Source organism: Methylophaga lonarensis MPL (assembly GCF_000349205.1).
Lineage (GTDB): Bacteria > Pseudomonadota > Gammaproteobacteria > Nitrosococcales > Methylophagaceae > Methylophaga > Methylophaga lonarensis.
In genome coordinates, this window is sequence record NZ_APHR01000018.1 from 1 (window position 1) to 20926 (window position 20926).

Below are 20926 nucleotides of genomic sequence, written 5' to 3' on the forward strand. Positions count from 1 at the left end.
TGTGCGACTTGCAACAGGCATTGATGCAACTGAGGGGCAATGGCTCGTCTCTGACTCCGATAGATATTGATTGCGTGAACTCATCGCCAGACCGTCCTGTTCGCGACAGGTGGGCACCGAGATAATTTCAATCGGCAGGTTGAGATCGTCAACCAGACGACGAATCATCAATAACTGCTGGTAGTCCTTTTCACCAAACAAGGCCATATCCGCTTGAACCAGATTGAACAGTTTGGTCACCACGGTTGCAACGCCGTCAAAGTGTCCGGGGCGCATCTTGCCACAGAGTTTGTCGTCAACACCCGGCACCACGACTTTTGTCTGGGCCGCCATGCCTTTGGGATAGATCAGTTCTGCAGGTGGCGTGAACAGGAGATCACAGTCCGTCTCACTGAGTTGCTGAATATCCTGTTGCAATGTTCGTGGGTAAGCCTGCAAATCTGCCTTGTCGTCAAATTGCAGTGGATTGACAAAAATACTGACCACCACCTTGTCGGCAATGGTCTGTGCCCGCTGAACCAGACTCAGATGACCTTGATGAAGATTACCCATTGTCGGTACAAAGGCGATGCTCATTTGCTGGGCACGCCAGGTTCTAATCTGCGCGCGCAGACCTAATAAACTATCAACGATCTGCATTAATACTGTTGCTCCGGCCCCGGAAATTGACCGTTTTTAACGGACTGCACATACAGACTGACCGCCGCAGGTATATGGCCTGCTTCAGCGAGAAAATCATGACTGAAACGTGGTCGCTTACCCGATGTGATGCCCAGCATGTCATAAAGCACCAGCACCTGACCATCACAATCCTTACCGGCTCCAATGCCGATCACCGGAATACGTAGTTGCTCGGTAATACTTTTTGCCAGACTGGCTGGAACACATTCCAGCACCAGCATATCAGCACCCGCAGATTGTAAATCAAGCGCATCTTCAGTGATTTGCTGGGCTACTTGAGATTCACGCCCTTGGACATGATATCCCCCGACACGGTGCACAGACTGCGGCAACAAACCAAGATGACCACAGACGGGAATGCCCCGCGCGGTCAGTTCTCTGACAGCCGGAAGCACGGTTTTGCCACCTTCCAGCTTCACCATATGAGCACCACCTTCTGCCATCAATCTGGCCGCGTTGAGCAAAGCCAGATCAATATTGGCGTAGCTCATAAATGGCATATCGGCCACCACAAAGACTTTTTCGCTGCCCCGAACCACATTGGCCGTGTGATAAATCATGTCATTGACGCTGACAGGCAGCGTACTCTCCTGGCCTTGAATCACCATCCCCAGAGAATCGCCCACCAGGATGACGTCCACGCCAGACTGTTCGAGCAGATGACTAAAACTCGCGTCATAAGCGGTCAGAACGGCAATTTTTTCCTGCGCTACTTTCATTTTGCGCAGGTTGGCAAGGCTGAGTCGGCTCATGCTATTTACCTCTCACCGGTAATGGATTGTAGTAATGCCGGCCTGTCTGAAGATTGCAAATCTGTTCCAGAAGCTGCTGGTAATCCTGCTCGCTGTTAACCAAATCAATTTGCTCGGCATTGACGATCAGCAAAGGCGAAGCATCGTAGTAATGAAAAAAATCGGCATAGCTGTCCGCCAGTCGTTTCAGATAGGCATCTTCAACATATTGCTCGTAACGAATTCCTCGCGCGGCAATACGGTTCTTGAGAACCGGCAATGAAGCTTGCAGATAGATCACCAAATCAGGTGTGCGATGATGCATGGTCAAGTTGTCATAGACCATGTTGTAAAGTGCCAACTCATCATCATCGAGCGAAATCTGCGCGAACAGACGATCTTTTTCCACCATGAAATCGGCAATTTGCAAATCGGTAAACAAATCTTCCTGATGCAAGGATTTTGACAATTTAACACGCTGCATCAGGAAGCTCAGCTGGGTAGGCAAGGCCGACTGTTTGGGTTGCAGGTAAAACTTTTCCAAAAACGGATTTTGCTCGGGTTGTTCGAGTATCGTTCCGCCCATAAAACTCTCAGCAAGTCGTTTCACCAAGTGCGTTTTGCCAACGCCAATGGGACCCTCTACGACAATATATCGGTGCGGCAAGTTGTTCATTGAGTCTCTTCCATTTTTTCCAGTCCATCAGTCGGACAATGCAGGCAAAGTTCTGCAACATTGCCAAGCCCGGGGACAGACAAGTTTGGGGCAACCTCGGCAAGCGGATAAAGCACAAATGGACGCAAGGCAATGCCAGGATGAGGAATTGTCAGTGTTGCATCGGTAATCTGTAACTGTCCATACAACAGAATATCCAGATCCAGTGTTCGCTCTCCCCAGTGTCGCCGACGAATCCGGCCGTGCGCTTGTTCAAGCGCCTGAAGCTGTCCGAGTAACTCGTGTGCAGACAAGGCGGTTTCAATTTCGGCGACTGCATTGATGTAATCTGGCTGATCCTGCGGACCCATCGGTGGGCTTTTATACAGGCTTGAGCTCTGAATCAGCTGACTGTCAGGCAAGTCATTCAGCGCTTGCAAAGCTGATTGCACTTGCGCTGCGGGATCATCAAGGTTGCTTCCAAGACCAATAAAAACCTGCATCAGTCTTCCTTGTTCACCGGTTTACGCCGTCTGCGCCTGCGTCGGGGCTTGCGTTTTTCAGTGTCGCCTTGCCCAGACAAACTCTGCACCATCTCATTTTGTTCGTTCACAGGCACAGCCTGAAACCGGGTCCACCAGTCGACCAACGGTTGAATCGATTCTCCAGCCTCGGCTCTTAATGCAAGGAAATCATATCCGGCCCGAAATTTGGGGTGTAACAGCAAACTAAATGCGCGTTTGCCCTGTCGCTTGGTCAGGCGTGGCTGCAGACTCCAGATATCTCTGGTGACCATGCTGTAACGCTTGGGAATAGCAACACGCTGAACCTGTTCGGACAGCACTTCTGTGGCTGCCCGTTGCATCGCCGGCATTTCAGGCATCCGGGTCTGATAATGCTGCCAACGTTGACGTAGCGGCTCCCATAGCAGTGCAGCAAACAGGAACGCAGGCGTGACAGGTTTATTGTCTGCCAGCCGCTTATCTGTATTTTCCAAGGCTTTCATCAGCAAAGTTCGAGGGTAGTTATCGGCCTCGGTTTTCAACAAAGCTGCGGTTTGTGGGTACATGTGATCAAACAAGTGATAGTGACACAACAGCTCATGTGTCATCGCGGCCTGCCCGCTCAAGTAAAGCTTGAGCGTTTCGTCGAATAATCTGGCGGCTGGAATATCCGCCAGCAAACTTCCGAATTTGCTGATCCCTGCTTCCGTTTCTGGTGCCAGTCGCAGACCAAGTTTGCCCATAAAGCGCACGGCTCTGAGCATGCGAACCGGATCTTCACGGTAACGGGTTTCTACATCGCCAATCAGCCGAATCAGTCCCGCTTGAAGATCTGCAATGCCGCCAGTGTAGTCAACAATCGAAAAATCGCGAATGTTGTAATAGAGGCATTGACTGTGAAATCACGTCGCCAGGCATCCTGAGCCAATGTGCCGTAAACATTGTCCTGCATGATGCGACCCTGATCATCGACATGCATTTCCGCTTCTGGCGGTGCTCTGAAAGTAGCGACTTCGATGATCTCATCACGACCAAAACGAACATGTACCAACTTGAAACGCCGACCAATCAGGCGGCTGCGCCGAAATAACTTATGAACTTCTTCGGGCAAGGCATTAGTGGCAATGTCAAAATCTTTGGGTTCGTGACCCAGCAATAAGTCACGAACACAACCGCCGACCAGATAGGCTTCATAGCCAGCCTCGTTGAGCGTGTACAGCACCTTGAGCGCGCTTTGCCGGATTTGCTTGCGGGAGATCGAGTGCTTGTCTCTAGTTAAAATCAGCGGCTCTGCCACCTGAGTAGCTTTTGCAGCACCCTTGGATGGTTTCAGTTTGTTAAGAATTTTATTCAATGAAAACATAGGTGGCGAATCATACCATGCGTGGATAAAAAGGCTCTGTGCAATGATGAAACACAAGCCGTCTCATCAAAGCAAGGCTAACTGAACAGGACGAAATGATCGCCGATGCACTTCTGAGGGGCCCAATTGCTGCAAGGCCTGGCGATGCTGGGCCGTCGGGTAACCTTTATGCGTTGCAAGTCCGTAGCCCGGATAGAGCCTGTCGAGTTGCTCCATTTCCTGATCCCTGGCAACTTTGGCCAGAATCGAAGCCGCAGCAATCGCAGGCTCGGTCAAATCTCCTTTAATCACGGTAGTCACAGGACAGTTCAACGTTGGCGCATGATTACCATCGACCAGCACATGATGAGGTGCTATTGATAATGCCATCACCGCCCGCTGCATCGCCAGTAGCGTTGCTTGCAGAATGTTCAGTTGGTCTATTTCGTGTACTTCCGCGCGTCCTAGCGCCCATGCCAGCGATTGTTGTTTGATCTGAGGCACCAGAGCTTCTCTTTGTTTGGCTGACAGTTTCTTGGAGTCGGTCAAACCCGCAATAGCAAAATCATCGGGCAAAATAACCGCGGCGGTCACAACAGGCCCTGCAAGTGGTCCTCTACCCACTTCATCAACACCCGCTATCAACGGACTGGTCATCAACCCTGTTCCACCAGCTGAATAATCAGTTTTGCAGTATTGTCTGCGCCACCGGCAGGCCCAAGTGCCGTTAAAACTTCCTGACGCAACTGTTCAGCTCTGCTTTTGGCATGTGGATGTGTCAGCAGATCGGTCAATTGCTGTTCCAGCCGTACGGCAGTGACTTCATCCTGCAACAACTCCGTCACTGCATTACGCTCGGTCACGATATTACAAAGGCCGACGTAGGGTATTTTCACCAGATGTTTGAGGATTCGATAACTCAGCGGTGCAACACGGTAGCAAATGAAGTGCGGAACGCCGTGCAGCGCAATTTCCAGCGTCACTGTGCCGGATGCGGCGATAATGGCATCGCAACTTTTTATCACCTCATAGAAGTTGTCTTCTATCAATGTGACCGGCAAATTGCTCTGATTAACTAAGGCCTGCAATTCCCCAACATCGATGCCGGGTGCCACCGGCAGCAGGATATCAAGATCAAAGTGGCGATTTTGGATACGCTCAGCGGCTTCAAGCATCACCGGAAGCAAACGTGAAATTTCACTGTGACGACTGCCCGGAAACAATCCGATGATTCGCCGCTGACTATTTATTCCAAGTTTTTCCCTGGCTTGCTCGACAGATAAGTCATTTTTAACAGCATCGACCAGTGGATGTCCGACACAGGTTACCGGCACCTCTGCAGACTGATACAAACTCTGCTCAAATGGAAACAGGACTGCCATATGGTCAACATAACGCTTGATCTGTTTGATACGGCCCGGCCGCCAGGCCCATATTTTCGGGCTGATGTAGTAAAGCACCGGAATACCGAGCTTTTTTGCCTGTTTGGCGAGCTTGAGATTGAAACCGGGATAATCCACAAGTACCAGTAAATCAGGCTTTTCTCTGGCAAGTCTGTCAACAACACCGTTAAACACCTGTTTGATCCGTGGATAACTTTTGATGACTTCCACCAACCCCATTACGGCCAGCTCAGCGAAGTCATACACAACATCCACACCTGCCTGACGCATTTTTTCCCCACCTACACCGCTGAGGTGAATCGTCGGCTGAATCTGTTTCAGTGCCTGTGCGACACGTGCTGAATGTGCCTCACCGGAGGCCTCACCTGCAACGATGAATACGTGATAGCGATCTGCCATTTAGGTTTCCAGATAACCCATCAATTCAAGACCAAATCCAGAAACTCCAGTAAGTTTGGTTGGCGTGCCAATGACCCGCATTTTTCTGACGCCAAGTGCTGACAGAATCTGCGCTCCTACACCAAAGGTTCGCATATCCCAGCCACCTTTCTGAGCCGAGACATCACCCTGATCCTGCATTTGATAACGTGCAATTTTGGCCGCCAGTTGCTTGTTTTGATCTGGCTGGCGCAGCACCACCAATATCCCTTTACCTGCGGCCTGGATATGCTGCATGACATCTGCCAAAGACCAATGTGCAGGCTCGCGCTGTGAAGCCAGCAAATCGCTGAGAGGATCAGCCATATGCACTCTGACCAGCGTTTCCTGTTCCGGGTCTATGTTTCCGTAAACCAGAGCCAGGTGAACCTGCCCGTTCACGGTGTCTTCAAAACTATGCAGCCTGAAATCACCATATTCGGTTGGGAAATAACACTCTGATAGTGTTTTGATAGACATTTCATTTTCAAGTCGGTAGCTGATCAGATCTGCAATCGTGCCGATCTTGAGCTGATGTGTTTCTGCAAAGCGTTCGAGATCCGGTCGACGCGCCATGCTGCCATCATCGTTGAGAATCTCGACGATCACTGCCGCTGGCTCGAAGCCGGCCAATTGAGCCAGATCACAGCCTGCTTCGGTATGGCCCGCCCGAGTCAGTACCCCACCTGGTTGTGCTTTGAGTGGGAAGATATGTCCAGGTTGAACCAGGTCTTCAGGACGGCTTTCTGGATTGGCCGCGACCTGGATGGTGAGTGCCCTGTCTGCCGCCGAAATGCCGGTAGTAACGCCAGTCGCCGCTTCAATTGAAACGGTAAAGTTAGTCGAATAAGGCGTTTGATTGTCTGTCACCATCAATGGCAGCCGAAGCTGTCGGCAGCGTTCTTCTGTCAGTGTCAAACAGATAAGACCGCGGCCAAAGCGAGCCATGAAGTTGATTGATTCAGCTGTTACACATTGAGCTGCCATGACCAGATCGCCTTCATTCTCGCGATCTTCATCGTCCATGATGATGACCATTTTGCCCTGACGTAAATCCTCGATGATTTCTTGACTGCTATTCAGCTTCATGATGCAAAGCCATGTTTAACAAGGGTTTCATAACTCAGGCCTGCGGCATTACCGGGCAGCAGTCGCTCCAGATATCGGGCGATCAAATCCACCTCAAGGTTGACCGACTGACCAATGGAATAATCACGGATAATAGTTTCCTGCATGGTGTGCGGAATAATGTTGATTTCAAACCCCGTGTCAGTGACTGCATTAACGGTAAGGCTGACCCCATCGACGCAGATAGAACCTTTTTCAGCCACATAGCGACGCAGTGGGGCCGGCATTTCGATGTGAAACTGCCATGAACGTGCCGATGGCTGTAATCGGGTTACTTTACCCAGTCCATCGACATGACCACTGACAAAATGACCACCCAGTCGCTCTCCTACAGCCAGTGCTTTTTCCAGATTGACGGAGCTTCCTGCAGACACACTGGCCAGACTGGTACGTTGCAAGGTTTCTTTGGAGACATCAAACGCCAGCGTTTGGCCTTCAATAGTCACCACGGTCAGACAGACGCCATTGACCGCAATACTGTCACCGAGTTTGACATCGCTGATATCCAGCTTGACGGTATCTATCAGTAAACGTATGTCGCCGCCTTGCGGCTGCAGCGATGCAATCCGCCCCACGGCGGCAATGATGCCGGTAAACATCTCAGAATTCCTCGTTATATTCAGGGATGGCGGTAATACGCCAATCATCTCCAATGGAGCGCATGTCGGTAATTTTCAAGCCGATATTTTGAGCCATGGTCGTCATATTCGGCAGTTCAAATGCGCCGCGGGCTTCGTTACCCATGATCTTTGGCGCTGTATAAATGACCAGTTCATCGATCAAGCGTGACCGCAGCAGAGCGCCGTTTAAAACCGCTCCTGCTTCCACCATCACTTCGTTAATTTCACGCTGTGCCAAAACCGTCATCAGTGCTGACAGATCGATGCTGTGTTCCAGTGAAGGCAATACAATCGTCTCAATATCGTGATGAGACGGTGTGTCGACTGCCGTTGCCAGCAGAACCTTTCCCGTTTTGAGTATTTGTGCATTTGCCGGCATGCGCAGATCCGTATCCACCACAATACGCAGTGGCTGTCTGACCGCTTGATTTTGAGGATACCAATCAAAATTTTCGGTGCCGCGAACATTCAGCAAGGGATCATCCGCCAGAATTGTGCCGATGCCTGTCAATATTGCCGAGCTCCGAGCTCTGAGCTTTTGCACATCAAGTCTGGCCAGGGGGCCGGTAATCCATTTGCTCTCACCAGAGGCCATGGCCGTTCTGCCATCAAGACTCATGGCGATCTTGCTGCGAACAAACGGTTTGCCCATGCGCATACGCTGGCAAAATCCCGGATTCAATTTTTCTGCCTGGTCGGCAAGTATGCCGGTGTGCACTTCAATACCCGCCTGTTGAAGCAAGGCAATGCCTGAGCCAGCCACAATCGGATTGGGATCCTGCATCGCCACAAATACACGTGCTACGCCAGCACGAATCAGCGAGTCCACACAGGGAGGGGTTCTGCCAAAATGACTGCAAGGCTCCAGCGTGACGTAGCAATCGGCACCTGCCGCCTCATTACCCGCCTCATAAAGTGCATTTATTTCAGCATGCGCTTCACCTGCTCGCTGGTGCCAGCCGCGGCCAATCACCTGACCCTGCTTGACCAGCACACAACCAACACGTGGATTGGGATCAGTGGTGTACAGTCCTTTCTCGGCCAGTCGTAGCGCATCGGCCATGAATTGTTCGTGCACATTCACCATTGCTGTCTCCCGTCCGTTTAGTTGTTCAGCCGGCGACGTCAAGCGGCTCAAACATCTGTTTTTTCGGAGCCAGCTCGATTCTCCATTCGCTCGATTTCTTCACGAAATGCATTCACGTCCTGGAAACTACGATACACCGAAGCGAACCGTACGTAAGCCACTTCATCAAGTTCACGCAGGGCATCCATTACCCAATCGCCTACCAACCGGCTTTGAACCTCACGTTCACCGGTCGCCCAGAGCTTTCTGACAATGGATTTGACAGCCTGATCAATGGCATCTGTACTGACTGGTCGCTTTTCCAGCGCCCGCATGATGCCTGCCTTGAGTTTGTTATCGTCAAACTGCTCACGCGAGTCATCGCGTTTGATGAGCCTCGGCATACTGAGTTCTGCTGTTTCGTAGGTGGTGAATCGCTCGTTACAGACTACACACATACGCCGCCGTCGAATCGCGTCTCCCTCGGCAGAGAGACGCGAGTCGATGACTTTTGAATCATCTGCACCGCAAAATGGGCAGCGCATCAGAGTTGGCCTTTCGAATCAGGCATACACCGGCAAGCGGTTACAAATTTCAACCACTTTCTGCTTGGTTTGTTCGATGACAGCAGAGTCACCCTTGCTGTCAATCACATCACACATCCAGGAGGCCAGCTGCGTACAATCCTGCTCTTTGAAGCCTCGAGTAGTGACTGCAGGTGTGCCGACACGAATGCCTGATGTTACAAACGGTGATTGTGGATCATTCGGCACCGCATTTTTGTTGACGGTGATGTGCGCATCACCCAGCCAGGCATCCACTTCCTTGCCTGTAAGACCCGCTTGGATAAAACTGACCAGGAACAAGTGGTCATCGGTTCCTTTTGACACCACATCATAACCTCGGGCCATGAACACTTCGGCCATGGCTTGTGCATTTTTGATGACCTGTTGCTGATATGTTTTGAACTCTGGCAACATGGCTTCTTTGAACGCGATGGCCTTGGCGGCAATCACATGCATCAATGGGCCGCCTTGAAAACCGGGGAAGACTGCTGAGTTGAGTTTTTTCTCAAGATCAGGATTAGCCTTGGCCAGAATCAGACCACCGCGTGGACCACGCAGCGTTTTGTGGGTTGTGGTTGTCACAACATCCGCGACTGGAACAGGATTCGGGTAAAGACCTGCCGCTACCAATCCGGCAATATGTGCCATATCGACCAGCAGATAAGCCCCTACGGAATCAGCAATGTCACGAAACTTCTGCCAGTCAATCACTCGAGAGTAGGCAGAAAAACCAGCTACAACCATTTTCGGCTGATGTTCTTTGGCCAGTCGCTCAACTTCAGCGTAATCAATTTCACCTGTTTCAGTGTTAATGCCATACGACACCGAGTTATAGATTTTGCCAGAGGCACTGACTTTAGCACCGTGAGTCAAGTGACCACCATGTGCCAGACTCATGCCGAGGATAGTATCACCGGGTTGCAGTAAAGCCAGATATACCGCGGCATTCGCTTGTGAACCTGAGTGAGGCTGAACGTTAGCATAATCGGCGCCGAACAAAGTCTTGGCACGCTCAATCGCCAGGTCTTCGACCGTATCAACATGTTCACAACCACCATAATATCGCTTGCCAGGATAGCCCTCAGCATACTTGTTGGTTAATGATGAACCTTGAGCTTCCATTACCCTTGGGCTGGTGTAATTTTCAGAAGCAATCAGTTCGATATGATCTTCCTGACGTTGGTCTTCGGCTGAAATCGCTTTGAATACTTCATCGTCAAAACCCGCGATGGTCATGCTTTTCTTGTACACAGTATTCCCCTGTCTGTACTGTAAAATCCTGCGATATTGTATCTTACAAAGCACCGTGCATCTATGTGAGAATGGCTTTTTATTTGGCAAAAAACAGGAAAAGTCATGCATTTATCGCTCATTGGTACCGGGCTCATGGGACAAGCACTTGGCGAGCGTTTACTGGCTGAGCATCAGAGCCTGACAGTCTATAACCGTGACCATAGCAAAACATCGGGACTGGCAGCACTAGGGGCCAAGGTTGCCACAATACCTGGCGAAGCTGTTCAGCAAGCAGAAATCGTTTTAATGATGCTCAGTGATGCTGCTGCAATTCATTCTGTGCTGCAAACACTGACCAAAGCAGATATTGCAGATCGGCTATGGCTTCAATTAGCCACCATTGCACCTTCAGAATCAATCGAGATCGGCAAACAAATCAAAAAACTGGGTGGCAGGTATCTTGAATGCCCGGTACTGGGCAGCCTGCCTGAAGCACGTTCTGGCCGATTGATTTTGATGCCGGCAGGCAATCAGTCTGATTTCGAATCAGCATTACCATTACTCAGCATGATTGGCAGAGATCCTCAGTTCATCGGCGAAACAGGTCAGGGAGCAGCGATGAAACTGGCCATGAATCAGCTGATTGCCGGGCTGACGGCAAGCTTTTCGTTGAGTCTGGGGCTAGTCGAAAAACAAGGGATTCAAGTTGAGCAGTTTATGAGCTTGTTGCGAGAGAGTGCGCTCTATGCGCCGACATTTGATAAAAAGCTCAGCCGGATGCTCGACAGGCATTTCGATGGGCCTAATTTCCCCACCAAACACCTCGCTAAGGACACACGACTGTTTCTTTCAGTGGCCCAGTCCATGGGACTGAATACGCAGGGACTTGAGGGAATTGCAGGCATTCTCGATAAAACGCTGGAAATGGGGCTTGCCGACACCGATTATTCTGCTATTTATGCGGCGGTTAACCCAGCATCTGATTAAAACAAAAACGCCCCTTGATGGGGCGTTTTTATTCATTTATCCAGCAGGCTTTCAGATTTTGAAAAGATCCCGTCTGATGATGGTTTCCATCCGGTCCGGGCCCGTAGAGATAATATCGATCGGCACACCGGCCAATGATTCGACTTTTTCAATGTAGGCGCGGGCATTTTCCGGCAAATCATCGAATTGTGTCACTCCAAGTGTAGATTCGTGCCAGCCTGGCATATCGATATACACCGGTACGCAGCCTTCGAACTCGTCTGCGCTCAATGGCAATGTTGAAACATTCTGCCCGTCTTTCTGATAGGCAACACAGAGTCGAATCGTGTCAAGGCCGTCAAGCACGTCCAGTTTTGTCAAACACAAGCCGGTAATGCTGTTAATCCAGCTGGCCCGGTTCAATGCGACCATATCCAGCCAACCACACCGACGATCTCGCCCGGTTGTTGAGCCTTTTTCATGACCTTTTTCGGCAAGATGTTTGCCAATGCTGTCAGTCAGCTCAGATGGAAATGGCCCGCCACCGACACGAGTTGCATAGGCTTTGGTGATGCCCAGTACATAATCAATATGACATGGACCCACGCCTGCGCCTGTCGCACTTCCACCTGCCACCGTATTTGAAGATGTCACGTAAGGATAGGTGCCATGGTCGATGTCCAGCAATGCACCTTGAGCGCCCTCAAACATGACACGCTCACCGTTAATTGAATACTGTTGCAGCATCGCAGGAATATCGGCAATCAGCGGCAGGATCTGCTCACGCATTTCCATCAATTCAGCATGTATTGCCTTGAAATCGACCGCTTGAGCCTGATAGTAATTGATCAAAGAGAAATTATGAAAATCAACCAGCTCTTTCAATTTTGTTGTCAGTGATTGACTGTCGACCAGATCACCAACGCGTAAACCACGGCGCGCGACTTTATCTTCATAAGCTGGTCCGATGCCACGCCCGGTTGTACCAATCGCAGATTTACCGCGACGACGTTCACGTGCCTGATCCAGCGCAACGTGGAAAGGCAAAATCAACGGGCAAGCCGCACTGATTTTCAGTCTTTGACGAACCGGAATGCCTTTTGCCTCAAGCGAAGACATCTCACGGATCAAGGCTTCAGGAGATAACACCACACCGTTACCAATCAGGCACTGTACATGCTCACGCAGGATTCCCGATGGAATCAGATGAAGAATGGTTTTTTCGCCATTGATGACCAGTGTGTGTCCGGCATTATGTCCACCCTGAAAACGGACCACTGCCGAGACATTGTCAGTCAACAAGTCAACAACTTTACCCTTGCCCTCATCACCCCATTGAGAGCCAATTACAACAATATTATTCGCCACTTCAGTGCATTCCTGTTTCAGTCACCACCCAGTGACCTTGTTGTTTAGATAGAATTTTCTGTCCGGTTGATGGATTTGCTTCATCAGGAAACAAATAACTCACCACTTCGCCATTTTGCCGCAGATTTTCAACCGTACTGGCAAGTGATGGATCATCAGACCACGGCGCATAAATCACCGATGCTTGTGCTTGCCTGTCGAGCGGTATCTGAGTTGCAAGTTTCTTTAGATCAAGACTGAAGCCAGTCGCAGGCTGTCCATAACCAAAATCCTGACCAATCTCATCGTAGCGCCCACCCAGTGCAATCGCTTGAGCGGATCCGGGCTGATATGCGGCAAATACTATACCGGTGTGATAGTGATAACCACGTAACTCGGCAAGATCAAAATTAAGCGTCACAGAAGGTAACCGCTGCTCAGCCATTTCACCGATACGAGTCAGACTATTCAAGGCTTCCAGTACTTTGGCTGGAGCATTTTTTAACACTGTCTGTGCACGGGCGAGGACATCTTTGCCACCGTTCAATTCTGCCAGCGCTATGAGCATGTCATGGCTGTCCTGGTTCAGCTCAAAGCTGCTGACAAGGGACCGGATTTCAGCATCCGCCTTACGCTGCAAGGCTGAGAACAAAGCCTGTTCCTGTTCTGCATCCAATTGTGCCTGCTCAGCAAGGCCACGAAAAATACCTACATGACCAAGATCCAGCGACAGTGTTTGTACAGCCCCGCTCAGGGTCAACAGCTCGACCATCAGCTGAATACTTTCCATGTCGCTTTCGGGGCCGGAATGGCCAAAAATCTCAGCGCCGAGCTGGATAGGATTACGGGATTTTGCCTGACCTTCTGGCAAGGTGTGCAACACACTGCCAATGTAGCAAAGTCTCACTACACCAGAATGTTTCAGCTTATGGGCGGCGATACGTGCCACCTGCGGCGTCATGTCAGCGCGAATTCCCATCAGACGTCCAGTCAGCTGATCGATAAGCTTGAATGTTTGAATATCCAGTGTCTTGGCTGTACCCGTCAGCAATGAATCAAGATACTCGACCAATGGCGGCACCACGATTCGGTATCCCCAGGTCTGCATTTTATCAATGAGAATTCGATGCAGCTTCTCGAGTTGTGCGGCTTCGTCCGGCATCAGCTCGTCGATACCTTCAGGCAGTAGCCAACTTTCTTTGTTTGTCATTCAGTCATTTACCCAGTAAAGCAAGGCCAAGCCTGCCAGCATACTCAGCATGCCAATCACACGCAGCTGCTGATCCCGCATCCCTGCCATTTGCAGCAGGGCGCGCCGAAACGCAGCGGGATTCAAAAACGGCATGATGCCCTCAATCACTAGCATTAATGCCGCTGCCAGCAACAGGCTATGGATCAGGGCTTCATTCACACCTTATCGAGCCAGTGGATCACTGAAGCGATTAAAGAATTCACCTTGTGGATCGATGACCAGCAAATCATCCCCTCTGAACACATTTTTATATGCATTCAAACGACGATAAAGCGAGAAGAATTCTTGATTCTGTCCATAAGCATTTGCGTAGGTGTTAGATGCGATTGCATCGCCTTCACCTCGAAGTGTCTGAGCAGATCGTTCTGCTTCCGCAAGAATGACGATTCGTTGTCTATCAGCATCAGAACGAATCTTCTCGGCTTCTTCTGCACCACGTGAACGCAGATCCATGGCTACCCGCTCCCGTTCGGCTTCCATACGGGCAAACACCGATGTGCTGACTTCACTAGGCAAGTCAATGCGTTTGATGCGCACATTGGTGACTTCAATGCCAAAACCTGCTGAGATGCGATTGGCCTCGCGCATGATGTCACGAACCATTTCAGATCGGTCACCTGATACCAGTTGCTGAATAGTACGACGACCAAACTCACCACGCAGACCATCACGGATGATTTGTCCCAAACGCAATCTGGCGTTTTCTTCATCTCCGCTCATTGAAGTGAAGAAAGCTTCTGGATCAACAATGCGCCACAGGATGAATGAATCAACGATGACGTTCTTCATCTCACCGGTCAGGTAACGCGATGGGGATGAGTCCAACAACAAGGTGCGATTGTCGAAGCGACGAACCTCGTTGACAAACGGTATCTTGAAATGAATGCCTGGTTCATAGTCAGCTCGCTGAACTTCACCAAGACGCAGCAACAATACGTGCTCACGTTCGTCGACGTAAAAAATCGCCGAACTGAGCGTAACCAGAGCCACTGCTGCAAGAACAATGATTTGTGTAAGACGTGCACCCATGACTATCGACCTCCTCTGCTACGAACATCGTCACGAGCGTTATTCGTTCCCGATGACTGACTGCTGCCTGTGTTAGGGAAAGCAGTAAGGTTTTGCAGATCCAGAGGCGCTGCTTGCGAGCCAGAGGCTCCACGCATTCTGTCCATTGGTAAATAAAGCACGTTGTTACTGTCACTGCTCAGGTCGACCATGACCTTCTGACTTCTGGAGTAAACAGACTCCATCGCGTCAAGATAGAGCCGTTCTTGCATGACGACCGGTGATTTTTCGTACTCGGCCATAACCTGCAGGAAACGACTGGTTTCACCCTCTGCTCGGGCAACAACTTCGCTCTTGTAAGCTTGAGCTTCCTGAATGATCCGGAAAGCTTCACCACGCGCCCGAGGCAGCACTTCGTTGGCATAAGCCTCTGCCTGGTTGCGAAGGCGTACTTCGTCTTCACGGGCTCTAACGGCATCTGCAAAAGCAGCCTGAACCTGCTCAGGTGGCTGAACATCCTGCATGCTGACACTGGTAACAGTTAAGCCGGTTTCGTGTTGGTCGAGCATTGTCTGCAAAAGCTGCTCTGTGCGTGTAGCGACTTCGCTACGACCTTCAGTCAACACAAAGTCCATGTTGGACTGACCGACCACTTCACGCACCGCGCTTTCCATCATTTGCCGAAGCACTGTGTCAGGAGTGCGCACGTTGAAGAAGTATTGAGCCGCGTCTTCAATTCTGTACTGACCGGCGATTTTCAAATCAACGATGTTTTCATCATTGGTCAACATCAACGCTTCTGATTGCACATTAGTTTCAGGTCGGCCGCCTGATGAACGGTAACCAATCTCGACAGTACGGATTTGAGAGACGTCAACCACTTCGACACGTTCAATTGGATAAGGGAAGTGCCAGTGTGGCCCCGGCATCGCGGTGTGGGTATAGGCACCAAACCGTGTTACGACACCTCGCTCGGCAGGTTCGATGATGTAGATACCAGACAACAGCCAAACGACAAAGATGATAGCCGCGATCAAGCCAATTCCGATCGAACCCGCAGGTCCTGATCCCGATGAACCGCTATCGTTACCTTTATTGCCGCCGAATATACCGCCAAGTTTTCGCTGCATATTGCGTACGACTTCATCCAGGTCAGGAGGACCCGAGTTACCACGGTTGCCCCATGGGTCCTTGTTACCCCCGTTACCGGGTTCGTTCCAAGCCATGTAAAACTCCAAATGAAGGAAAAATTCTGTTCAGAATGCGACTATTTTACGGACATGGTTGACGAAGGCAACCAAAACCGGACACATTCAATCTGATGAAGCCTGTTGTAGTTCATGCTCAGGAAAGTATTCCTGAAGTGCCTGGCGAAGATATTCAAGTCCCTCGCCGGTATGCGCCGACAACCAGATTCGATGTATCTGACCATCCTGATTGCGCTCAAGTTTTGCCGAAACACCTTCCAGGCGATCAATTTTATTGTAGATAATGACTTGAGGAACCTCATCAGCACCTATCTGAGACAGCACTTCGTCAACGTGGCTGATAAGCGACTCACGCTCGGATGAGGCAGCATCTACAACATGCAGCAGCAGTGCAGCATCACGCGTTTCTTCAAGCGTTGAACTGAACGACTCGACCAAATCGTGTGGCAAATCCCGAATAAAACCGACCGTATCTGCCAATACCAAAGGTTCTGTCCCGGCGAGGCGCAGACGGCGCAAGGTTGGATCCAGCGTGGCAAATAAGCGATTGTCAGCATAGACTTCGGCTGAGGTCATACGATTAAACAATGTTGATTTACCCATGTTGGTGTAACCGACCAGTGACACCACCGGCACACCTCCACGTTGCCGTGAACGACGTCCTTGCTCGCGTTGCGATCTGACTTTATCCAAACGCTTCTTCAGTGATTTTATGCGCTGAGCCAGAAGCCTTCGGTCAGTTTCCAGCTGCGTTTCACCAGGTCCACGCAAACCGATACCACCTTTTTGTCTTTCCAGATGCGTCCAGCCTCGGACCAGTCGCGTTGATAAATGTTGAAGCTGGGCCAGTTCGACTTGCAATTTACCCTCATGCGAACGAGCCCTGCGAGCAAAAATATCCAGAATGAGTCCGGTTCTGCCAAGCACCCGGCACTGCAGCTTCTGTTCAAGGTTACGTTCCTGACTGGGAGACAGTTCATGATTGAAAATGACCAAGGCCGCATTAGAAGCGAGCACTTGTTCTGCAATTTCATCGACTTTGCCAGTGCCTGCAAAATATCGAGGGTCCGGCCTTTGCCGTTTGCCGCTCGTGACGGCCGCGATACGGGCACCTGTGCCATTGACTAGTTCGATGAATTCCTGACGGGTCTCATCATAATCGGAATCATTGAAATCAAGATGCACGAGAACCACTGCCTCACGATCTGATTTTTCATGGAATGCTGCATCACTGTTGGGCCGCTCAAACAATCACTCTGCTCCTTCAGCACTGGTGTTGATGTGTACATTACGAGAAGGCACGATGGTTGAGATCGCATGTTTGTACACCATTTGATTTACGGAGTTTTTCAATAAAATCACAAACTGATCAAATGAATCTATTTGCCCCTGCAGTTTGATCCCATTTACCAGATAAATCGACACAGGAACGTTTTCACGTCTCAGTGCATTCAGGAAAGGATCTTGCAACGATTGAGCTTTAGCCATTATTTGTTCGCCTTTTTGTTATTGTTACCATCTGTGGTTAATTTTGTGATCATTGACTCGACAGTCAAAGCTTAATGATACCCGGCAAACGCGCTGAGAGGTATAAAAGTACATCCTGCACTGGCAAGTCGGGACCACTGTCAAACCAGACGCAGTCCTTTTGCGATCGCAACCATGTCAGTTGGCGTTTGGCCATCTGCCGCGTTGCAATGATGGCCCTTTCAACGAATGTTGCCTGATCATACTCACCTTCCAGATAGGCCCAAGCCTGCCTGTAACCTACAGCTCGCATACTGGGTAGTCTGTTATGACAACCATCCCGAGCCATGAGTTTTCTAACTTCCTCGATAAATCCATTTTCCAGCATTTTGTGATAGCGGTTTGCTATGCGTTGATGCAATACTCGTCTGTCAAATGGCGATATCACCAGATTGATAAATTCATAAGGCGGACTTGAGGTGTTTGATTGGGTGAGTTGAGTCAAGGTTTGACCGGTTAATTCGAAGACCTCAAGCGCTCTCTGCAAACGTTGCGGATCGTTGATATGAATTCTGGCGGCAGCAACAGGATCAATTTGCTGAAGGCGCTGGTGCATATGGGCAAGCCCATGACTGTCAGCTTCAGCTTCGAGTTTACTTCGGATAGTTGCATCAGCTTCAGGCAAGTCAGCGATACCGTGAATCAGGCTTCGAAAGTAAAGCATGGTTCCGCCAACCAACAAAGGCACTCGACCACGTGCTGTGATCTCAGCCATCAGGCTGAGTGCATCGGCACGGAAACGTCCTGCTGAGTACGCTTGTTCCGGCTCAAGAATATCGACTAAATGGTGTGGATACTGACTCAGTGTATCGCTGTCAGGCTTGGCAGTGCCGATATCCATACCACGATACACCAGAGCTGAATCAACACTGATAATCTCAACCGGATACTTGCTGGCAATCTGCAGGGCAAGATCTGTCTTACCAGCCGCGGTAGGGCCCATCAGACAAATCGCCGGCGGCAGTGACTGGTATAACTGCTTCGTCAATTAACCCTGCTTCATTGAATCAAAGAATTCCATATTGGTTTTGGTTGATTTGAGACGATCCATGAGGAACTCCATCGCTTCAACCGGCTCCATTGGCGCAAGCAGCTTACGCAAGATCCACAATTTCTGCAGATCCTCCTCATTGGTGAGCAGTTCTTCCCGACGTGTGCCTGAACGGGTGACGTTGATGGCAGGGTAAATCCGGCGATCTGCCAGCTTACGCTCAAGTAACACTTCCATATTACCCGTGCCTTTGAATTCTTCAAAGATGACTTCATCCATCCGAGAACCCGTCTCAATCAGCGCTGTAGCAATGATGGTCAAGCTGCCGCCTTCTTCTATGTTTCTGGCAGCGCCAAAAAAGCGTTTGGGTCTTTGTAGCGCGTTGGCATCAACACCACCTGTCAGAACCTTGCCTGATGAAGGTGAAACAGTATTGTATGCGCGTGCGAGACGGGTAATTGAATCCAGAAGGATCACCACGTCATGTTTGTGTTCAACCAAGCGTTTGGCTTTTTCAATGACCATTTCTGCAACTTGAACATGGCGTGTTGCTGGTTCGTCAAATGTACTGGAGACAACTTCACCACGCACTGAACGCTGCATTTCGGTGACTTCTTCGGGGCGTTCGTCAATCAGTAACACAATCAGGGTACTATCTGGATAGTTACTGGCGATTGATTGTGCAATCGCCTGCAAGATCATTGTTTTACCAGATTTCGGTGGTGCAACAACCAGGCCGCGCTGTCCTTTACCGATGGGTGAGGCCAGATCAATGATACGAGCGGTCAAATCTTCCGTGCTGCCATTGCCACGTTCCAGATTAAAACGCTCATTGGCAAACAATGGCGTCAGGTTCTCAAAAGGAACCTTATTCTTCGAGGCTTCTGGTTTTTCGAAGTTAATCTCTTCTACTTTAACCAGCGCGAAGTAACGCTCACTGTCTTTCGGAGGGCGAATTTTGCCTTTGATGGTGTCGCCGGTGCGTAGATGGAATCGTCTGATCTGACTTGGAGAAACGTAAATATCATCCGGCCCTGCAACGTAGGAATCTTCCGGCGATCTGAGAAAACCAAAGCCATCCGGTAATAATTCGAGTACACCCGTGGTGTAGACATCTTCGCCTTGCTTGGCGTGTGCTTTGACTAAAGCAAATATCAATTCTTGTTTTCGGTTTCTGGCAAGGCCCTCAAGATTCATGGAAAGGGCAAGTTCCATCAGCTCAGCAGCAGACTGCTTTTTTAGTTCTGTCAGATTCATGTATTACCTAGTGGGATGATTTTCTATTTGGAGTTGTTTTGATACGCACAGAAGAGTGGCGCGGTACTTGAAAAATGGGAGGTGTTACCAGAAATTGCCAGCAAGAATAACAGCATTGATCCGCCTCGTCCAGCGTATTGCAGATATTTTGTATCTACCATGTTGAGAAACTTATCAGGCATGTTCTGTTGTCATAGTTGTTCAATCTAGCAGGAGATGAGAATGTTACATCGGTTTGTTCCACTTATTGCGATTGCGGTAACTACACTGAGCGCTTGTAGCTCTGTACCATCACAAATTCAAACAGCGCCCGTCAATGACATTCAGCTTCAACAAGTGAATCAGAATGCAGCATCACAGCAGGGTCAATACGTTCGTTGGGGAGGTCAGGTTGTTGCCATCGAGAATACCGCGGATGCAACACTGATTCAAATCGTCCAATACCCGCTCAACCATTTCGGGCGTCCAATCACTAACCGGGACAGCCAGGGACGGTTTCTTGCCCGGACACCCGAGTTTATTGATCCGATTGTATATCCTGCGGGAACGCTAGTGACTTTTACTGGCATCATAAATGGCGCTTCAGATCGTAAAGTTGACCAGCGAAATCTGACATTACCAATCGTGGACATTGAGTCTATGCACAACTGGCCACCTATTCAACAGCCAGCTCACAGAAGTCCTTATTTCTACGATCCTTTTTTCAGTCCGTATTATCGGTTCCACGGTAGCTATTGGCATCATCCCCGATATCGCTATCGCTACTGGTACTAAAGCTCAGACAAAAAAAAACCCGGGCCTCAAAGAGGACCCGGGTATTTTCATATAAAAACCTGGCAGTGACCTACTTTCACATGGGAACTCCCACACTATCATCGGCGCTGAGTCGTTTCACTACTGAGTTCGGGATGGGGTCAGGTGGTGCCAACTCGCTATGGCCGCCAGGCATAATCGCTTGTCTGCATTGCAGACTGTTCGGAAAGTAACTCAAGGCGATTGATAGCCCCCAAGTAAACGTTGGGGTT

Annotated in this window: 24 protein-coding genes and 1 rRNA gene; 2 read left to right on the forward strand and 23 right to left on the reverse strand. The window is 50.0% G+C overall.

What is annotated here, in order from left to right; all coding sequences use genetic code 11:
• The 13 genes from panC to glyA form a co-directional block, all read right to left on the reverse strand.
• Window positions 1-639: pantoate--beta-alanine ligase (gene panC / locus MPL1_RS03960; protein ID WP_009725839.1), on the reverse strand; the 639-nt coding region annotated here is incomplete at its 3' end.
• Window positions 639-1433 (reverse strand): 3-methyl-2-oxobutanoate hydroxymethyltransferase, encoded by a 795-nt coding sequence (panB, locus tag MPL1_RS03965; RefSeq protein WP_009725840.1) that lies wholly within the window; start codon window positions 1431-1433, stop codon window positions 639-641. The genes panC and panB, both read right to left, overlap by 1 nt.
• A gap of 1 nt (window position 1434) precedes the next feature.
• A complete protein-coding gene (locus MPL1_RS03970) occupies window positions 1435-2088 on the reverse strand; it encodes a deoxynucleoside kinase (protein WP_009725841.1) in 654 nt (217 codons plus the stop codon).
• Window positions 2085-2570, reverse strand: coding sequence for a 2-amino-4-hydroxy-6-hydroxymethyldihydropteridine diphosphokinase (gene folK / locus MPL1_RS03975; protein ID WP_009725842.1), 486 nt, complete (start codon window positions 2568-2570; stop codon window positions 2085-2087). Before folK ends, MPL1_RS03970 begins: the two co-directional genes overlap by 4 nt.
• The gene (locus MPL1_RS14055) at window positions 2570-3334 is read right to left on the reverse strand and encodes a hypothetical protein (RefSeq protein WP_235045525.1); all 765 of its coding nucleotides are present in this window, start codon (window positions 3332-3334) and stop codon (window positions 2570-2572) included. Before MPL1_RS14055 ends, folK begins: the two co-directional genes overlap by 1 nt.
• 50 nt (window positions 3335-3384) lie before the next feature.
• On the reverse strand, window positions 3385-3933 hold the full coding sequence (locus tag MPL1_RS14060) for a hypothetical protein (protein ID WP_235045526.1): 549 nt from the start codon (window positions 3931-3933) through the stop codon (window positions 3385-3387).
• 66 nt (window positions 3934-3999) lie between these two features.
• Window positions 4000-4569, reverse strand: coding sequence for a ribonuclease HII (rnhB, locus tag MPL1_RS03985; RefSeq protein WP_009725843.1), 570 nt, complete (start codon window positions 4567-4569; stop codon window positions 4000-4002).
• On the reverse strand, window positions 4569-5714 hold the full coding sequence (lpxB, locus tag MPL1_RS03990; protein WP_009725844.1) for a lipid-A-disaccharide synthase: 1146 nt from the start codon (window positions 5712-5714) through the stop codon (window positions 4569-4571). Before lpxB ends, rnhB begins: the two co-directional genes overlap by 1 nt.
• Window positions 5715-6821 carry a bifunctional 3,4-dihydroxy-2-butanone-4-phosphate synthase/GTP cyclohydrolase II gene (ribBA, locus tag MPL1_RS03995; protein WP_009725845.1) on the reverse strand — a complete coding sequence of 369 codons (1107 nt, stop codon included), beginning with the start codon at window positions 6819-6821 and terminating at the stop codon, window positions 5715-5717.
• Entirely contained in the window at window positions 6818-7459 is a 642-nt protein-coding gene (locus MPL1_RS04000) for a riboflavin synthase (RefSeq protein WP_009725846.1), read from the reverse strand. Before MPL1_RS04000 ends, ribBA begins: the two co-directional genes overlap by 4 nt.
• Before the next feature lies 1 nt (window position 7460).
• Entirely contained in the window at window positions 7461-8567 is a 1107-nt protein-coding gene (ribD, locus tag MPL1_RS04005; RefSeq protein WP_009725847.1) for a bifunctional diaminohydroxyphosphoribosylaminopyrimidine deaminase/5-amino-6-(5-phosphoribosylamino)uracil reductase RibD, read from the reverse strand.
• A gap of 47 nt (window positions 8568-8614) precedes the next feature.
• Window positions 8615-9091, reverse strand: a complete 477-nt coding sequence (gene nrdR / locus MPL1_RS04010) for a transcriptional regulator NrdR (RefSeq protein ID WP_040576866.1) — start codon at window positions 9089-9091, stop codon at window positions 8615-8617.
• An 18-nt stretch (window positions 9092-9109) separates the two neighbouring features.
• Window positions 9110-10363 carry a serine hydroxymethyltransferase gene (gene glyA / locus MPL1_RS04015; RefSeq protein ID WP_009725849.1) on the reverse strand — a complete coding sequence of 418 codons (1254 nt, stop codon included), beginning with the start codon at window positions 10361-10363 and terminating at the stop codon, window positions 9110-9112.
• 105 nt (window positions 10364-10468) lie between these two features.
• On the opposite strand from glyA, the gene MPL1_RS04020 reads away from it, so the two are divergent.
• Complete coding sequence (locus MPL1_RS04020) at window positions 10469-11332, forward strand: NAD(P)-dependent oxidoreductase (protein WP_009725850.1); 864 nt, start codon at window positions 10469-10471, stop codon at window positions 11330-11332.
• A 51-nt stretch (window positions 11333-11383) separates the two neighbouring features.
• On the opposite strand, the gene MPL1_RS04025 is transcribed toward MPL1_RS04020, so the two are convergent.
• The 9 genes from MPL1_RS04025 to rho form a co-directional block, all read right to left on the reverse strand.
• The gene (locus MPL1_RS04025; protein ID WP_009725851.1) at window positions 11384-12679 is read right to left on the reverse strand and encodes an adenylosuccinate synthase; all 1296 of its coding nucleotides are present in this window, start codon (window positions 12677-12679) and stop codon (window positions 11384-11386) included.
• A 1-nt stretch (window position 12680) separates the two neighbouring features.
• On the reverse strand, window positions 12681-13868 hold the full coding sequence (locus MPL1_RS04030; protein WP_009725852.1) for an ATP phosphoribosyltransferase regulatory subunit: 1188 nt from the start codon (window positions 13866-13868) through the stop codon (window positions 12681-12683).
• Window positions 13869-14069, reverse strand: a complete 201-nt coding sequence (locus MPL1_RS04035) for a DUF2065 domain-containing protein (RefSeq protein ID WP_009725853.1) — start codon at window positions 14067-14069, stop codon at window positions 13869-13871.
• A 3-nt stretch (window positions 14070-14072) separates the two neighbouring features.
• On the reverse strand, window positions 14073-14939 hold the full coding sequence (gene hflC / locus MPL1_RS04040) for a protease modulator HflC (RefSeq protein WP_009725854.1): 867 nt from the start codon (window positions 14937-14939) through the stop codon (window positions 14073-14075).
• A 2-nt stretch (window positions 14940-14941) separates the two neighbouring features.
• Window positions 14942-16144, reverse strand: a complete 1203-nt coding sequence (gene hflK / locus MPL1_RS04045; RefSeq protein WP_009725855.1) for an FtsH protease activity modulator HflK — start codon at window positions 16142-16144, stop codon at window positions 14942-14944.
• A gap of 87 nt (window positions 16145-16231) precedes the next feature.
• On the reverse strand, window positions 16232-17377 hold the full coding sequence (hflX, locus tag MPL1_RS04050) for a ribosome rescue GTPase HflX (protein WP_009725856.1): 1146 nt from the start codon (window positions 17375-17377) through the stop codon (window positions 16232-16234).
• Window positions 17378-17614, reverse strand: coding sequence for an RNA chaperone Hfq (gene hfq, locus MPL1_RS04055; protein WP_009725857.1), 237 nt, complete (start codon window positions 17612-17614; stop codon window positions 17378-17380). It abuts the gene before it with no gap.
• Between the two features lie 64 nt (window positions 17615-17678).
• Window positions 17679-18641, reverse strand: coding sequence for a tRNA (adenosine(37)-N6)-dimethylallyltransferase MiaA (gene miaA / locus MPL1_RS04060; RefSeq protein ID WP_009725858.1), 963 nt, complete (start codon window positions 18639-18641; stop codon window positions 17679-17681).
• Entirely contained in the window at window positions 18642-19901 is a 1260-nt protein-coding gene (rho, locus tag MPL1_RS04065) for a transcription termination factor Rho (protein ID WP_009725859.1), read from the reverse strand. It lies immediately after the preceding gene.
• A 222-nt stretch (window positions 19902-20123) separates the two neighbouring features.
• On the opposite strand from rho, the gene MPL1_RS04070 reads away from it, so the two are divergent.
• The gene (locus tag MPL1_RS04070) at window positions 20124-20675 is read left to right on the forward strand and encodes a Slp family lipoprotein (protein WP_009725860.1); all 552 of its coding nucleotides are present in this window, start codon (window positions 20124-20126) and stop codon (window positions 20673-20675) included.
• A 57-nt stretch (window positions 20676-20732) separates the two neighbouring features.
• On the opposite strand, the gene rrf is transcribed toward MPL1_RS04070, so the two are convergent.
• A 5S ribosomal RNA gene (rrf, locus tag MPL1_RS04075) occupies window positions 20733-20847 on the reverse strand.
• Window positions 20848-20926 lie beyond the last annotated feature (79 nt).

What these genes read in the sequence shown, in the direction of transcription:
- panB (WP_009725840.1), bottom strand. Translation starts at nt 1,433, where the DNA reads ATGAGCCGACTCAGCCTTGCCAACCTGCGCAAAATGAAAGTAGCGCAG.
- MPL1_RS03970 (WP_009725841.1), bottom strand. Translation starts at nt 2,088, where the DNA reads ATGAACAACTTGCCGCACCGATATATTGTCGTAGAGGGTCCCATTGGC.
- folK (WP_009725842.1), bottom strand. Translation starts at nt 2,570, where the DNA reads ATGCAGGTTTTTATTGGTCTTGGAAGCAACCTTGATGATCCCGCAGCG.
- MPL1_RS14055 (WP_235045525.1), bottom strand. Translation starts at nt 3,334, where the DNA reads ATGCTCAGAGCCGTGCGCTTTATGGGCAAACTTGGTCTGCGACTGGCA.
- MPL1_RS14060 (WP_235045526.1), bottom strand. Translation starts at nt 3,933, where the DNA reads ATGTTTTCATTGAATAAAATTCTTAACAAACTGAAACCATCCAAGGGT.
- rnhB (WP_009725843.1), bottom strand. Translation starts at nt 4,569, where the DNA reads ATGACCAGTCCGTTGATAGCGGGTGTTGATGAAGTGGGTAGAGGACCA.
- lpxB (WP_009725844.1), bottom strand. Translation starts at nt 5,714, where the DNA reads ATGGCAGATCGCTATCACGTATTCATCGTTGCAGGTGAGGCCTCCGGT.
- ribBA (WP_009725845.1), bottom strand. Translation starts at nt 6,821, where the DNA reads ATGAAGCTGAATAGCAGTCAAGAAATCATCGAGGATTTACGTCAGGGC.
- MPL1_RS04000 (WP_009725846.1), bottom strand. Translation starts at nt 7,459, where the DNA reads ATGTTTACCGGCATCATTGCCGCCGTGGGGCGGATTGCATCGCTGCAG.
- ribD (WP_009725847.1), bottom strand. Translation starts at nt 8,567, where the DNA reads ATGGTGAATGTGCACGAACAATTCATGGCCGATGCGCTACGACTGGCC.
- nrdR (WP_040576866.1), bottom strand. Translation starts at nt 9,091, where the DNA reads ATGCGCTGCCCATTTTGCGGTGCAGATGATTCAAAAGTCATCGACTCG.
- MPL1_RS04020 (WP_009725850.1), top strand. Translation starts at nt 10,469, where the DNA reads ATGCATTTATCGCTCATTGGTACCGGGCTCATGGGACAAGCACTTGGC.
- MPL1_RS04030 (WP_009725852.1), bottom strand. Translation starts at nt 13,868, where the DNA reads ATGACAAACAAAGAAAGTTGGCTACTGCCTGAAGGTATCGACGAGCTG.
- hflC (WP_009725854.1), bottom strand. Translation starts at nt 14,939, where the DNA reads ATGGGTGCACGTCTTACACAAATCATTGTTCTTGCAGCAGTGGCTCTG.
- hflK (WP_009725855.1), bottom strand. Translation starts at nt 16,144, where the DNA reads ATGGCTTGGAACGAACCCGGTAACGGGGGTAACAAGGACCCATGGGGC.
- hfq (WP_009725857.1), bottom strand. Translation starts at nt 17,614, where the DNA reads ATGGCTAAAGCTCAATCGTTGCAAGATCCTTTCCTGAATGCACTGAGA.
- rho (WP_009725859.1), bottom strand. Translation starts at nt 19,901, where the DNA reads ATGAATCTGACAGAACTAAAAAAGCAGTCTGCTGCTGAGCTGATGGAA.
- MPL1_RS04070 (WP_009725860.1), top strand. Translation starts at nt 20,124, where the DNA reads ATGTTACATCGGTTTGTTCCACTTATTGCGATTGCGGTAACTACACTG.